General features: G+C 27.4%; 17 protein-coding genes. 14 read left to right on the forward strand and 3 right to left on the reverse strand.

Annotation, left to right across the window (positions count from 1 at the left end):
* The first annotated feature begins 88 nt into the window (after positions 1-88).
* From AACT_RS06045 to AACT_RS06070, 6 genes are all read left to right on the forward strand, one after another.
* Positions 89-1555 (forward strand): GGDEF domain-containing protein, encoded by a 1467-nt coding sequence (locus AACT_RS06045; protein WP_172125928.1) that lies wholly within the window; start codon positions 89-91, stop codon positions 1553-1555.
* A gap of 57 nt (positions 1556-1612) precedes the next feature.
* Entirely contained in the window at positions 1613-2386 is a 774-nt protein-coding gene (locus tag AACT_RS06050; protein WP_172125930.1) for a 3'-5' exonuclease, read from the forward strand.
* A 34-nt stretch (positions 2387-2420) separates the two neighbouring features.
* On the forward strand, positions 2421-4940 hold the full coding sequence (hrpB, locus tag AACT_RS06055) for an ATP-dependent helicase HrpB (protein WP_172125932.1): 2520 nt from the start codon (positions 2421-2423) through the stop codon (positions 4938-4940).
* 111 nt (positions 4941-5051) lie between these two features.
* Complete coding sequence (locus AACT_RS06060) at positions 5052-6674, forward strand: RNA-directed DNA polymerase (protein WP_172125934.1); 1623 nt, start codon at positions 5052-5054, stop codon at positions 6672-6674.
* A 300-nt stretch (positions 6675-6974) separates the two neighbouring features.
* Positions 6975-7286 carry a nucleotidyltransferase family protein gene (locus AACT_RS06065; RefSeq protein WP_228720544.1) on the forward strand — a complete coding sequence of 104 codons (312 nt, stop codon included), beginning with the start codon at positions 6975-6977 and terminating at the stop codon, positions 7284-7286.
* The gene (locus AACT_RS06070; protein ID WP_172125936.1) at positions 7279-7638 is read left to right on the forward strand and encodes a HepT-like ribonuclease domain-containing protein; all 360 of its coding nucleotides are present in this window, start codon (positions 7279-7281) and stop codon (positions 7636-7638) included. Before AACT_RS06065 ends, AACT_RS06070 begins: the two co-directional genes overlap by 8 nt.
* A 167-nt stretch (positions 7639-7805) precedes the next feature.
* Here the strand turns inward: AACT_RS06070 and AACT_RS06075 are convergent, their stop codons facing one another.
* Complete coding sequence (locus tag AACT_RS06075; protein ID WP_172125938.1) at positions 7806-8150, reverse strand: hypothetical protein; 345 nt, start codon at positions 8148-8150, stop codon at positions 7806-7808.
* Positions 8151-8286: 136 nt separating this feature from the next.
* Between AACT_RS06075 and AACT_RS06080 the strand changes: the two genes are divergently transcribed.
* Together AACT_RS06080 and AACT_RS06085 are read left to right on the forward strand one after the other, a co-directional pair.
* The gene (locus AACT_RS06080; protein WP_172125940.1) at positions 8287-8916 is read left to right on the forward strand and encodes a pseudouridine synthase; all 630 of its coding nucleotides are present in this window, start codon (positions 8287-8289) and stop codon (positions 8914-8916) included.
* Positions 8917-9141: 225 nt separating this feature from the next.
* Positions 9142-9294 carry a hypothetical protein gene (locus AACT_RS06085; RefSeq protein ID WP_172123749.1) on the forward strand — a complete coding sequence of 51 codons (153 nt, stop codon included), beginning with the start codon at positions 9142-9144 and terminating at the stop codon, positions 9292-9294.
* A gap of 49 nt (positions 9295-9343) precedes the next feature.
* Here AACT_RS06085 and AACT_RS06090 read toward each other — a convergent pair whose 3' ends face one another.
* Positions 9344-9673, reverse strand: a complete 330-nt coding sequence (locus AACT_RS06090; protein ID WP_172125942.1) for a c-type cytochrome — start codon at positions 9671-9673, stop codon at positions 9344-9346.
* A 294-nt stretch (positions 9674-9967) separates the two neighbouring features.
* Here AACT_RS06090 and AACT_RS06095 point away from each other — a divergent pair, with 294 nt between their 5' ends.
* Both AACT_RS06095 and AACT_RS06100 read left to right on the forward strand, forming a co-directional pair.
* Positions 9968-10528 carry an SMI1/KNR4 family protein gene (locus tag AACT_RS06095; protein WP_172125944.1) on the forward strand — a complete coding sequence of 187 codons (561 nt, stop codon included), beginning with the start codon at positions 9968-9970 and terminating at the stop codon, positions 10526-10528.
* A 12-nt stretch (positions 10529-10540) separates the two neighbouring features.
* The gene (locus AACT_RS06100; protein WP_172125946.1) at positions 10541-10888 is read left to right on the forward strand and encodes a rhodanese-like domain-containing protein; all 348 of its coding nucleotides are present in this window, start codon (positions 10541-10543) and stop codon (positions 10886-10888) included.
* A gap of 46 nt (positions 10889-10934) precedes the next feature.
* On the opposite strand, the gene AACT_RS06105 is transcribed toward AACT_RS06100, so the two are convergent.
* A complete protein-coding gene (locus AACT_RS06105; protein WP_172125948.1) occupies positions 10935-11081 on the reverse strand; it encodes a hypothetical protein in 147 nt (48 codons plus the stop codon).
* A gap of 171 nt (positions 11082-11252) precedes the next feature.
* Here AACT_RS06105 and msrA point away from each other — a divergent pair, with 171 nt between their 5' ends.
* The 4 genes from msrA to AACT_RS06125 all read left to right on the forward strand — a co-directional run bounded on the left by msrA (position 11253) and on the right by AACT_RS06125 (position 13536).
* A complete protein-coding gene (gene msrA / locus AACT_RS06110) occupies positions 11253-11840 on the forward strand; it encodes a peptide-methionine (S)-S-oxide reductase MsrA (protein ID WP_172125950.1) in 588 nt (195 codons plus the stop codon).
* A 129-nt stretch (positions 11841-11969) separates the two neighbouring features.
* Positions 11970-12446, forward strand: a complete 477-nt coding sequence (locus AACT_RS06115) for a TlpA family protein disulfide reductase (RefSeq protein WP_172125952.1) — start codon at positions 11970-11972, stop codon at positions 12444-12446.
* Positions 12439-13110 (forward strand): cytochrome c biogenesis CcdA family protein, encoded by a 672-nt coding sequence (locus AACT_RS06120; protein WP_172125954.1) that lies wholly within the window; start codon positions 12439-12441, stop codon positions 13108-13110. Before AACT_RS06115 ends, AACT_RS06120 begins: the two co-directional genes overlap by 8 nt.
* Before the next feature lie 15 nt (positions 13111-13125).
* Positions 13126-13536: a DoxX family protein gene (locus tag AACT_RS06125; protein ID WP_172125956.1), complete on the forward strand. Its 411-nt coding sequence runs from the start codon at positions 13126-13128 to the stop codon at positions 13534-13536.
* Positions 13537-13541 lie beyond the last annotated feature (5 nt).

Raw genomic sequence — 13541 nt, forward strand, 5'->3', positions numbered from 1 at the left:
ATACAACTATTTTATCTTTTTACTTTTAGCTAATTCTATTATTTTTTCAAAATTTATATGTAAGTAATTGATAGCTACAATATCAAGTATGATTAAAATATTAAATAAATTCAACTTATCAACTTATATAGGATTAAGTCTTTTCTTCTTTGCTGTATTATCATTTATTAGTATACTTTTTCTAAAGAATAATTTAATTATTTCAAATAAGTTAGAACAAGAAATTATCTTTAATACAATACAAAGAGACACTTCAAATATACTTACAACAGTTTTATATAAATATGAAAAACAAAAAGAAATATTAAAACAAAAACATGAAATTGTATTAGATTATATTAATAAACAAAATGATCCATTAAATATTGATTTACAAGAAATTTATAATAAAATTAATGATAAAGATAATAAATATAATATTTATATTTCAGATGATAATCTAGTAATAAAAAATACTACATTTAAAAATGATATGGGATTTAATTTATCATTTGCAAAAGGTACTTTTGAAAAACATAAAAAGAACAAAATAATTGGTACTTCAGCTCCTACTATTGAACCTAGTACAAATAAGTTTTTTAGCTTTTCAGATACTTATCTTAATGCTCCTAATGATAAAAAGATATTACAGTTAAGTTATACTTATGAAGGTTTTGATGATGTTTTAAGTCAATTACACAAAAAAGTAGATAAATATAAAAATATAAAAGATTTAACGGCCTATTTATATTTAGAAGATGAACAATTTACTGCTGACTTTTACTTTAAAAAGTATAAGGGACTAAAACCATCTTTACAAGAGCTAGAACATAGAATTGTTCAAGGAGATAAATTATCTAAATTAAATTTAGATAATCCTATTGAAAATATTATAAAAAAGGACAATAATATATTTTATGAAGTATATTTTATTGAAAAAAGTCCCATCTTTTCAAATGCAAAAATAATTTATTCAATACTATTTGATCAAACTAAATATGAAAAAACATTAAAAATTTATGAAATTCTTTTATATGTAATTGTTTTGATTTTTTTCATATCTTTAGTTGTAGCTTTTTTTATGAGAAGAATAGAAAATAAACATATATATGATAATTTGACTAAAACTTACAATAGAAATGGTTTTGAATCGATTTATAGTGTTGAAATAAAAAGATGTAATAGATATAATAAGCCTTTATCTATGATTATGCTTGATATTGATTTTTTCAAAAAAATTAATGACACCCATGGGCATTTAGTTGGAGATGATGTTCTTGTTTTAATGTGTAATTTAATAAAAAATAGCATAAGAGAAAGTGATTATCTTATACGTTGGGGTGGAGAAGAGTTTCTTATTCTAACACCAGAAATTGATTTGGATGCTGCTGTTAAACTTGCAGAAAAGTTAAGAATATTAATAGAAAAAAATGAGTTTATTGCAGTAGGATCTATTACAATAAGTCTTTCTGTAGTACAAAAAAACGATGATGAATTATTGGAAAATCTTTTAAAGAGACTTGATAATTTACTTTATGATTCAAAAAGATCTGGAAGAAATAAAACAAGTTTTTAAAATCTTTTAAAGCAAAAAATTAAAAAATAATAGGAGTTTAAAATTAAAATTATAAATGTGATTTCTAATCAAGATAGATTAAATCTAATTCGAAGTTTTTGTGAAGATGATTTTGAAAATGAAGTGGAAAATGTTCTTAAAGATATTTTTGAAAAAGGTTCTTATGAATTAAAATCATTGATAAAACTTTTTAATTTAATGGATAATAGTATTGAAAGTGATTTACAAGTTCCTTACACTATTGGCAATAGAACAATTGAAATTATCAATACTTCAGAGCAATTAGAAAAATCAATGAACGAAATTTCTCTAACTCCTTTTATAGGTTTTGATAGTGAACAAAAGCCAACATTTAAAAAAGGCGAAACATCTCATGGTATTTGTCTTGTTCAGTTAGCAACAGCTAGTAAATGTTATCTTATTCAAATAAAACAAATAAAAAATCTAATACCTCTTATAAAACTTTTGGAAGATGATAAAGTAATAAAAATAGGAACAGGATTAAAAGGTGACAATGAAGCTCTTTTTAAACAGTTTAATCTAAGACTAAAATCAACAATAGATCTTGAAAATGTATTTAAAAAATTATCATCGGTAAATCAAATTGGAGCTAAAAAAGCTGCTTTAATTATTTTAAATGAAAAATTACAAAAATCAAAAAATATATCAAGATCAAATTGGGAAAATACAGATTTATCTGATGGGCAAATAAAATATGCTTCAGAGGATGCAACAGTTGTATATGACGTAATGAATAGAATCTTAGAAGAATATCCTTTTGCTATGAATATCATGCCATCATTTTTCCAAGCACAATACACAGGCGAATAAAAAATATACTTTTTTAATAAGTATAATAAGCTACATGAAAAAACTACCAATACATGATGTCTTAGAAGATATTAAAACCACACTAAATACAAACTCAACACTTATACTTGAAGCTCCTCCTGGAGCTGGAAAAAGTACTGTAGTTCCTATATCTTTGCTAAGCCAGCCTTGGCTTGAAGATAAAATTATCATCATGCTAGAACCACGAAGAGTAGCTGCTCGAATGGTGGCTGTTCAAATGGCTAAACTTCTTGGTGAAGAAGTAGGGCAAAGTGTAGGTTATCAGGTTAAAATGGATAGCTGTTATTCAAAAAATACAAAACTACTTGTTGTAACAGAAGCAATACTTGTGCGAAAACTGCAAAATGACCAAGCTTTGGAAGATGTTACTATGGTGATTTTTGATGAGTTTCATGAAAGAAGTATTCATACTGATTTATCCCTTGCTCTTTGTGTTCAAGTACAAGAACTTTTAAGAGCAGATTTAAAACTTTTGATTATGTCTGCAACTCTTGACTCACGTGAACTAAAGAATCTTTTAGGAGATGTGCCAGTTGTAACTTCACAAGGAAAAATTTATGATGTTGAAAATATATATCTTGAAGCAAATATAAAACAACCAGATAGTAAAAGTATAAATACACTTCTTTTAAATACTACACTAAAAGCTATCAAAGAAGATGATGGAGATATTTTGGTTTTTTTAGCAGGCTCACGTGAGATACAAAGACTTCAAGTTTTACTAGAGGAGAGTTTAAAAGGTAAGGATATAGAAGTTCTTCCTTTATTCTCAACACTAAGTAAAGAAAAACAAGACAAAGCAATAAGTAAATCAAACAAAAGAAAAATAATCCTCTCGACAAATATCGCGCAAACATCTTTGACAATAGAGGGTGTAAAAGTCGTGATTGATTCAGGTTTAGAAAAAATATCACGATATAACTACTCAAATGGTATGGACCATTTAGAACTATCATTTATCTCAAATGATTCGGCAATCCAAAGAGCAGGGCGAGCAGGAAGACTGAGTAATGGAAAGTGCTATAAACTTTGGCATAAAAGTAAAATATTAGAAAAGTCAAGTAAAGCAGAGATTCTAAGAACTGATTTAAGTTCATTTTTTTTAGATTTATCTTTATGGGGTTATGAAGATATAAAAGAGTTTAAGTTTTTGGATTATCCTATTGAAGCTGTACAAAATAGCACGAAGCTAATACTTAAAGAACTTCAAATGCTAAATGAAGAAAATCAAATAACAAACTTTGGTAAAAAAGCCTTAAGTTTAGGTGTTCATCCAAGATTTGCTTTTATGATATTAAAAGCTAATGACTTAGGCTTTGCCTATGAAGCTTCTCTTTTAAGTGCAATGTTGAGTGAAAAAGACATATTTAAAAATATGAGTTTTAACTGTGATATATATTCAAGGTTTTTACATCTGTATGAAAAAGATTTCAATAGTGCATATATAAGTTCACACAACGCAAAAAATGTTTTAAAACAAGCAGAGTTTTTTTATAACAAATTAAAAAGCATTGAAACCATAAATAAAAATACAAGAAAAATAGATGAAGAAAATCTAAGCATATTACTTCTTTTAGCATATCCAGATAGACTTGCAAAACAAAGAGGAAAAAATGACAATAAGTATAAACTAAGCAACGGCAAAGGCGCAATTCTAAATATAGAAGATTCACTATTTAATGAAGATTTTTTAGTAATAGCAAATCTAAATGCACAAACAAAAGACTCATATATAAACCAAGCCCTAAAGATATCTTTGCAAACAATAGAAAAAGAGTTTGAATCATATATTCAAAAAAAAGAATCAATCACTTACAATAAAGAGAATAAAAAATTTGATATAAAAGAACACTACTATTTCTATGAATTAGAACTATACTCAAGAGCAATATCAAATGAAGCAAATCATGACTTCTCAAAACTTCTTTTAGACTTGATAAAAAAAGAGGGCTTAGAACTTCTAACTTGGAGTTCAAAAGTAATAGAGTTACAAAATAGGGTGAACTTCATAAATGAAAATATGAATAAGGAATTTCCACTATTCACAAACGAAGCTTTACTAGAAACATTAGAACTTTGGTTAGAGCCATATCTACAAAATATCACAACAGTAAAAGAACTAGAAGCCTTAGATATGTATTCTATCTTGCTTGTGATAATCCCATGGGAAAAACAACAATATTTAGATACACAAGCTCCAAATAGTATAAAAGTTCCAAGTGGCTCAAATATAAAAATAGATTACTCAAACCCAAAAAATCCAATCTTAGCCGTAAAAATACAAGAAATGTTTGGACTAAATGAAACACCAAAAATACTAAATAATAGTATTGCTCTACAAATACATCTTCTAAGCCCAGGACTAAGACCAATACAAATAACAAATGACTTAAAAAGCTTCTGGGAAAACTCATATGATGAGGTAAGAAAAGAGCTGTTTTCAAAGTACAAAAAACACTATTGGCCTTTGAATCCTTTTGAGGCTGTGGCTACTAGTAGGACTAAGAAGAATATGATGAGGGGTGATTTGTAAACAAATTCATTATTAAGAGTAGATTTTAATATTTTAATAATGTATTTATATATTATTTTGGATATAATGTTCCTTGAATAAATGGTTATATCAAAAAAGGAAACATCATTAATGATAGAAAAAGAACTGCTAAAATTGGGATACTTTCCAAAAGAACTTCCACCACCATTTGAAAGTAAATTATTTTCTGATAAAATAGACACTATTAAAGCACAATGGAATTCTATATCAAGTTCTTTTCAAAAAGCAGAACGTTTAAAATATTCAGATTCTAAATGGGTTGTTTTTTCAATTCCTAAAGTGCAATTATCAAGACGGATTATAAATATTCCAAATCCACTTCATCAATCTAAACTAACTTCAACTATTGCTGATAGGTGGACTGAAATTGATGAAATATTTAAACAATCAACTATTTCTTCAAGTTTACCGATTATTGACCCTAAAAATAATAGAGCATTAATTTCCAAACACAACTTTAATGAATTTAAAAGAAGACGTTCAAATGAATCGTTTGCTAATCTATATGAAGTAAAAACTGATGTTTCAAGATTTTACAGAACAATTTATACACATTCTATTCCTTGGTTAATTCATACTAAACCAATAGCAAAAGCAAATCGAACTGACATGACAATGCTTGGAAACGCTTTAGATAAAGATTTAAGAAATCTCAACTCTGGTCAAACAGTAGGTATTCCAATTGGTCCAGATACTTCATTAGTAATAGCAGAAATAATGACTTGTTTAATGGACCAGCAAGTTCAATCAAAGTTGAAAAATGTACAATCCTATAGATTTATAGATGATTACTATCTTTATTGTGATAGTTATGCTGATGCTGAAAAAGCATTCAAATTTATCCAATCACTACTTACAGAATATCAACTTGATATTAATGAAGAAAAAACAAAAATATCTAAAGCACCTTTTTCTTTCGACAGTAAATGGTCAATTGAGTTGGGTTCATTTACCTTTAGAAAAAAAGCAAACTCTCAATTGACAGATATTGAAAGGTTTGTAAGTCTCTCTCTTATTTATTCAAATGAGAATCCAAAAGATTCCGTATTGCTTTTCTCAATTCAAGTCCTCAAATATTTACAATTATTTGAAGAAAACTGGGACACTTACGAATCACTTATACTAAAAATTGGAATAACTGAACCAAGAACTTTACCAGTAGTAACTGAAATTTTGGCATCCAATATTAGTCGAATTTCAAAAAGAAAAATTAAAAAAATTATCGAAAGACTAATTGATATTCATTTGCCTAAAGGTCATAATTATGAAGTGGCTTGGGCACTTTGGATATGTGTTGAGTTTAATATCAAAATAAAAAATAAAATGGCAGAACGGATTTTTGCTTCTAATGATTATGTATCAATGCTAGTCGCAATGGATTTAAAAAGTAGAGGACTTATTAACTTAACAGTCAGTACAGAGGGTCTTTTAACCGAATTGACGGAAGAATCTTTGATGAACGAAAATTGGTTGTTTACCTATGAATCAATTAAGAAAGGATGGTTGATACCAACCGATAATCCTATTGACAAAAACAAGTATTTTAAAATTCTCTTAGGAAATGGAATATATTTTTATAGAGAAGATGCCAAAGTAAAAACATTTACTATAAAGAAAGCAACGGAAAAAATAAACGAAATTACCAATAAACCTGAATCCGAAGAAGCAACAATAATTGTTTCTAGAGGCGGTAACGTAGGCAATTCGTATTAAAAAACTGTGGCAATAAGGAAAAAGAAAAAGAAAATTCCGGGGACAGGATACTTAATTATCAAAAGAACAAAAGACCAAGTAAAATAAAACATTACAAATTGAAACAATTTTAGAAAAAGAAAAAAGGGGTCAGGTCATGAATCGCCACTTTATTAAAAATTCCGGGGACAGTATACCAATTATGAAATATGTATAGTTTAATAAATTGTCTCTGGAACTTCCCAACATCAATGAGACTTTATAAACAATGATAAACGAAACTTTGGATATAGTATTGATATAAAATATAAAGGTAAAATCGTGATTCAAAAAAATGAAATAATTTTAAAACTAAAAGAACTAAAACCTCTTTATAGTAAAGAGGGTTTCATTATAAAAGGATTATTTGGTTCATACTCAAGAGATGAAGCAACACCAAATAGTGATGTGGATATATTAGTTGAATCTACCCCTGATTTTGCTGCAAAATATGGTTTTAAAGCTGTTAGTAGAATAAATGAAATAAAACAAGAAATTAGTACTATCTTTGGAATACCTGTTGATTTAGCTGATAGTTCAGGTATGGGAAAAACTGCAAAAAAATTTATTATTGATAGAGCTATTTATGTCTAAAGAATCTATTTCTAAAATATATTTGATTATTGAGAAAATAGAATATATAGAAGAAATTGTAAAAAATAATGGAACTATTTCTGCTGCTTTAGAAGACCTAGTTACTTCAAGACCTGCAACACTTATGCATCTAACAGCTATAGCTGAACAATTTAATAAATTAAAACAATCTCATGCTGATGATATATTAGATAAATTTGATAAAGATGATTTAAAAGATCTTTATGATGTGAGAACATATATTGCACATGATTATGAAGGTGTAAACTTATCTATTATCGAATGGATAATTAGATTTGGTCTTCCTAAGTTTAAAACACAATGTTTAAAAGTTATAGACAAAAGTAATTAAAAGAAAAAAGGAATATAGAAATCTTTAAAAATCTATGAAAAATCCACCTCCTTATGATAAATTAGTTGGTAATTTAATTCTATTGAGTTTTTTAATAAAAAATTAATTTAACATTTTTTTTCTAAGGGGATGGGTAGCTCTAAACTACTGTCCTTTTTTTATTTTTATTAGTGACAATAAGGACAAGTATAATCTGTATTTTCAGGTTTTTCAGGATGTGTTTTATTATCTATTTTATCTTTATCAAAAGCATGATAATTTTTGCACTCTTTAAGAAAAGCACTTTTAGGACTTGAAGCATAGAAGAATTTAAATCTTTTATATTTACCAATCCAATTTTTAATTTCGTGATTTATATCAGTATCAGAACGACCATAATTTTGAACTACAAATAGTCCAGTTTTACTTTCAAATCCTAAAGCAAAATTTCCAGCTGATATTTTTGTGATTTCATCATCTACGCTTTTATTTGTTAAAGCATAAGAACTTTTCATTCCAATAGATCTTTTCATATATTTCCCTTACAATCATTTTTTAAATGATATTTAAATTAAGCGTAAGATACCATCCTTTCACTAAATATATAGCAAAAATTCAATATAATTCCACAACTAAAGCCTATCTTTAATACATTCAGGAAAATATCCAATGCCAAGTACTAATCTAAACAATCTAATAGAACTCACTGCTTCAGAGCGAAATCATCAGCACTTCAAAATATTTAAGCCATATGGTTTTTTAAGTCAGTTTGTACCAGAACCAAGAAAGAAGAAAAAGTTATTGGGTGAGTTATTTGATTTTCCTGATAAGACTATGGCTATAGGAAGACTTGATCATGATTCAGAAGGATTATTGTTACTTACAACTGATGGTATGAAAAGCTTTCAAGTAAGAGATAAAGGGATAGAAAAAGAATACTATGTACAAGTTGATGGAAAAATTACAGAAGATGCAATATATAAGCTGCAAAATGGTGTTGAGATTAGTGTAAATGGCTTTATTTATCTAACTCTTCCTTCTAAAGCATTTGTCCTTGAAAAAGAGCCTGACCTTCCAGCACGTGGTTTTAAAATTCGTGATGCAAGACATGGTCCTACTAGCTGGATTTCTATCACAATTTGTGAAGGGAAAAACCGCCAGATTAGAAAAATGACCGCTGCTGTTGGTTTTCCTACATTAAGACTTGTAAGAGTTCGTATTGGCGATATTCATCTTGATAGAATGAATGTAGGGGAGGTTGTAATTTTACCTGATTTTAATGACGCACTTAATTGCTAGAAATTCTGATATTCTAGGGAAGATTAATTTTATTAAATACTAATTTTTATGCAAACTGTCATCCAAATTTTCATCTCTCAAGTTAAAATCTAAAAATTCTGATAGAATGAAACCCATAAGCCCATATTAAAAATAATCTATAAAGATAAATTCTTTGATTTAGCAATCAATATATAGCATTATTATATGGGAAAACAAATCAAATATAAAATAAGAGGATAACAAATGGCTAAAATAAATTACAATTATGAAAAACGAGCAAGAGAGCAAGAAAAAGAGAAGAAAAAACAAGAAAAATTAAAGAAAAAAGAAGCTCAAAATAAAAATAAAACAGAAGAAGAAAATTCTGATTCTAGTGAGGAAAAACCTAAGGAATAGTTATATAAAAGGACATTATATAACTAGCACTTAGATTAAATCCTAGAAATTACTTTTTCATCCATACTTTAAAAGTTTGTAAAGAGTCTATATAATCTGCAATATCTTCAATCTCATTTTCTTTTAAAGGTAATGTTGGCATTGCATTTGCGTCGTATCCAAATCTTTTAAAGTTTTCATATGGATCTTTCATATATGCTTTTATATCTTCTTTTTTTCTTGTGTAAGAAACTATATTAAAATCTTTTCCAAAAGCCATTCCTCCATTTGTTGTATGACAAATCGCACAGTTTGCAAGATGAAGCTTTTTCCCATTTTCTATGTCTGCAAAAAGATTTATTCCTAATAAACTTATTATTGTAATGATAATTGTTTTCATTTTATTCCTTTTTTTGCAATTGTAACAAGTCTGAATTATTATTCTCTTGATTTATATCAAATTAAATTAATTTTATTATTAGTTTAGATTATAATTATCATATTAAAACTCTTATTAATATCTATTTTATAGTAATAGTATAAGAAGAATCAATAAATATATAAATGTCTAATTTTATAATATTTGCTTATGTAAATATAAAATATCCTAAAATAATCAAATTTAAAGAGTTATTTATATTAAAGAATATAAGTCAAATTCCATTAGAATACGCGGAATATTTAAAGGATTTAAATGAAAAAAGAATTTGACAAGTTTAAACAATGGCTTGCTCTTAACTATAGTGATGGTTTATTAGATTTAAATTCACCTGCTACAAATGATGAAATAGAAGAACTAAGAAGTGCTTTAGGTGTTGATTTACCAGATGATTTTATAAGTGTATTAAAAATCCATAATGGTCAAAAAGGTGAGGCTGCTTGGCTTTTTGATTCTCAGGAGTTTTTATCAACGCAGCGTATTATCGAAGAGTTTAATATTTGGAAAAACTTATTAGAAACAAAACTTCAAGGCAAAGTATCAGTTGCTGATGATGGAGTAAAAAATGAATGGTGGAATATAAACTGGATACCATTTACAAGTGATGGTTGTGGAGATCATTATTGTCTTGATTTAAGTCCAACATCAAGTGGAACAAAAGGTCAAATCATTACTTTATGGTATGAGTTAGATGAGAGAGAAATAGTATCTCAGAGTTTTTCTTTATGGTTTAAAGAATATGTTGAACTGTTAAATTCAGGTGAACTAATTTATTCAAAAGAGTATAACTCTATAGTTTACAAAGATGAATTATAAAAGGAAAAATTTATGAATGATAATTTAATTTATGCGTTAATAGCATTGGCAGTTTATATAGCTTATAAAAAATATACTCAATCAAAAGTATTAAAGCTAGTTCCAGATTTACTTTCTAAAGGTGGAAAGATTATAGATGTAAGAAGTGTAGAAGAGTTTAAATCAGCTCACAAAACTGGAAGTATCAATATCCCATTGGGTTCACTTAATAATAGACTAAATGAGTTAGATAATACAAAACCTATAATTTTATGTTGTGCCTCTGGAAGCAGAAGTGCAATAGCAAAGCGTACTTTACTTGCAAAAGGATTTAAAAATGTTCACAATGCAGGAACATGGAGATCTCTTTCGAAATATTAAAAAAAGGAAGTTGATAACTTCTACTTTTTTTAATTAAACTTATAAATTAGTTTACAAATCTCACTTTTGTTTTGTAATAACCAGCAAATCTTTTCTTTTCTAATATTTCTTTAATCTCAGCTGGATTTTTTAGTTTTTCATCACTTATAATTTTAACAGCGTGTTCTTTTTTTCTGTTTGGTTTTCTTTTCATTTTAGGCCTTTAGTTCATTTAAGATAATATCTTAGTTTTTGTTTTACTTTTGAAAAGAGAATATAACATATAAATGAAGAAAATAGTCACAAAATATAGATTTATTTAAGAAAAAGTAAACAAGTCATACACAAAATATAAGTACAATAAAAAAAAAGAAAAAGGAATAATATGAATAAATATATATTAACTATTGCCCTTGGAGTATTAGCTTTTATAACAACTAGTTTTAGTAAAGATACCGTTGTGCCAACAAAAAATATTGATTATTCAAACACTAAAAAAGCTCACTTTGCAGGTGGTTGTTTTTGGGGAGTTGAACATTTGTTTGAAAAGCAAAAAGGTGTTAAAGATGTAGTTAGTGGATTTATGGGTGGTCATGTACAAAATCCTTCTTATAGAGCTGTTATAAAAGGAGATACAGGTCATGTGGAAACTGTAGAAGTAGTGTATGATTCCTCTGAAATTTCATATGAAAGTTTAGCAAAACTATTTTTTGAAATACATGATTCAACTCAAAAAAATGGTCAAGGTCCAGATATTGAAAGTCAATATCTTTCTGTAGTATTTTATGAAAATGAAGAAGAAAAAAGAACAAGTGAGAAACTTATAGAAATTTTAAAAGCAAAAGGTTATGCAGTTGCAACAACTTTAAAACCAAGTAGTCCTTTTTATGCAGCTGAAAAATTTCATCAAGATTATTATGAAAGAACAGGCAAAACTCCCTATTGTCATGTTTATAAAAAAATATTTGATTAGTGTAAAAACTAATCAAATAAAACTTATTTCAAAATTCTCAAATTTCTAAATCTTAAGTGACATTCATCACATACAAATTTTTTACTATTGCCTATAATTCTTCTATCTTAACAAATTTAAAGGAATATTATGAAAAAAATTATATTAGGTTTTGCCTTATTTATAGGAACAATGTTTGCAGCGCCTGCTATGGCTCCTCAATTTTCTGCAACAACAATTACAGGTGAAAAAGTTAGTCTAGATGGATATTTAGCTACAAAAAAACCAACATTAGTTTATTTTACAGCTTCTTGGTGTCCAACTTGTGCTAAAAACTGGCCATCAATCAATAGCGTTTATAAAACATATAAAGATAGAGTAAATTTTATCTCTATTAGTATTGACCCAACAGACACTGATGCTGTATTAACAAAATTAGCAAAAGATCATGGTTTAGTTTATCCATCAGTTGCTGGTAATCCAAAAATCATGGTTGATTTTGGTGTAACAGGTCAAGCTACAACTATCATGGTTAATTCAAAAGGTGAGATTACATTTAAAGAAAGAGGGCATCTTACATTAGAAGATTACACTAAGTTATTGGATGATGCATTAAGTAATGAATAGTTTTATATACTTTTCGTTTCTTCAAGGGGTTTTTGCGTTTTTCGCCCCTTGTGCCGTTGCACTTCTTCCTGCTTATATCGTCTCTTTTATCTCTAGAAATAATGTATCAAATCAAAGTAAAATTCATCTTTTATTAAGAGCTTTGAAATTAGCATTTTTTTCTATATTAGGTATTTTAGTTATATACGCAATTGCAAGTGGTTTTATTGTCTTAGCAGCTGAACTAATCAAAAGTTATATGAAATATGTGGCTGTTTCTCTAGGAGCTATTCTTATAGTAGTTGCAATATTAATGCTTCTTGGAAAAGATTTTAGTGTAAATATTCATATGAATCAAAAGAAACATGAAAATGAAATTAAAGAAGCTTTCTTCTTTGGAATTGCTTATGCAATTGGTGCTTTAGGATGTTTATTCCCACTATTTTTGGTTGTGGCGACTCAAGCTTTTAGTGAACCAAATACAGCTTTAGGTGTGAGTTATATTGTGGCTTATTTTGTAGGAATTAGTTTATTAATGCTAATTACAATTATGAGTTCAATTTTTGCAAAGGATTTTATAAGTAGAAAAATAAATTCTATTTTACCTCATATGCAAAAAATAAGCGCAGTTTTTCTTATTGTTGCAGGGACTTATATTATTTATTATCAGTCGTCATTATTTTAAAATAAGGAAAATTTTATGAATGATTCAAAACAAACAACAATACAATTGGCTTATTTCATACTAAGACTAACCATGGGTGTAAATATGTTTACCCATGGAGTTGCAAGACTTCTAGATCTTGAAAAGTTCAATATGTGGATGATAGGGCAGTTTTCTAATACTATTTTGCCAGAGTTTTTGGTGAGCCTTTCATCTTATATGATTCCCTTTGCTGAGTTGATTATCGGTGTTTTATTAATCTTAGGATTATTTACAAGTAGAGCTTTACTTTTAGGTGCATTATTAATTACTGTTTTAGTATTTGGTTCAGGATTACAAGAAAACTGGAATGTAATGTCTTCTCAAATGATATATGCTATTTTCTTTTTTATTCTTTCGTATTTAATAGAACTAAATAGATTTTCACTTGATAATTTAAGAAAATAGAACTT

Source organism: Arcobacter acticola, from assembly GCF_013177675.1.
Lineage (GTDB): Bacteria > Campylobacterota > Campylobacteria > Campylobacterales > Arcobacteraceae > Aliarcobacter > Aliarcobacter acticola.

Bases quoted from the DNA above. Each gene is read 5' to 3' on its own strand.
- AACT_RS06100 (WP_172125946.1), top strand. From the start codon at position 10,541: ATGAATGATAATTTAATTTATGCGTTAATAGCATTGGCAGTTTATATA.
- AACT_RS06060 (WP_172125934.1), top strand. From the start codon at position 5,052: ATGATAGAAAAAGAACTGCTAAAATTGGGATACTTTCCAAAAGAACTT.
- msrA (WP_172125950.1), top strand. From the start codon at position 11,253: ATGAATAAATATATATTAACTATTGCCCTTGGAGTATTAGCTTTTATA.
- AACT_RS06115 (WP_172125952.1), top strand. From the start codon at position 11,970: ATGAAAAAAATTATATTAGGTTTTGCCTTATTTATAGGAACAATGTTT.
- hrpB (WP_172125932.1), top strand. From the start codon at position 2,421: ATGAAAAAACTACCAATACATGATGTCTTAGAAGATATTAAAACCACA.
- AACT_RS06085 (WP_172123749.1), top strand. From the start codon at position 9,142: ATGGCTAAAATAAATTACAATTATGAAAAACGAGCAAGAGAGCAAGAA.
- AACT_RS06045 (WP_172125928.1), top strand. From the start codon at position 89: ATGATTAAAATATTAAATAAATTCAACTTATCAACTTATATAGGATTA.
- AACT_RS06070 (WP_172125936.1), top strand. From the start codon at position 7,279: ATGTCTAAAGAATCTATTTCTAAAATATATTTGATTATTGAGAAAATA.
- AACT_RS06080 (WP_172125940.1), top strand. From the start codon at position 8,287: ATGCCAAGTACTAATCTAAACAATCTAATAGAACTCACTGCTTCAGAG.
- AACT_RS06105 (WP_172125948.1), bottom strand. From the start codon at position 11,081: ATGAAAAGAAAACCAAACAGAAAAAAAGAACACGCTGTTAAAATTATA.
- AACT_RS06090 (WP_172125942.1), bottom strand. From the start codon at position 9,673: ATGAAAACAATTATCATTACAATAATAAGTTTATTAGGAATAAATCTT.
- AACT_RS06120 (WP_172125954.1), top strand. From the start codon at position 12,439: ATGAATAGTTTTATATACTTTTCGTTTCTTCAAGGGGTTTTTGCGTTT.
- AACT_RS06125 (WP_172125956.1), top strand. From the start codon at position 13,126: ATGAATGATTCAAAACAAACAACAATACAATTGGCTTATTTCATACTA.
- AACT_RS06095 (WP_172125944.1), top strand. From the start codon at position 9,968: ATGAAAAAAGAATTTGACAAGTTTAAACAATGGCTTGCTCTTAACTAT.
- AACT_RS06075 (WP_172125938.1), bottom strand. From the start codon at position 8,150: ATGAAAAGATCTATTGGAATGAAAAGTTCTTATGCTTTAACAAATAAA.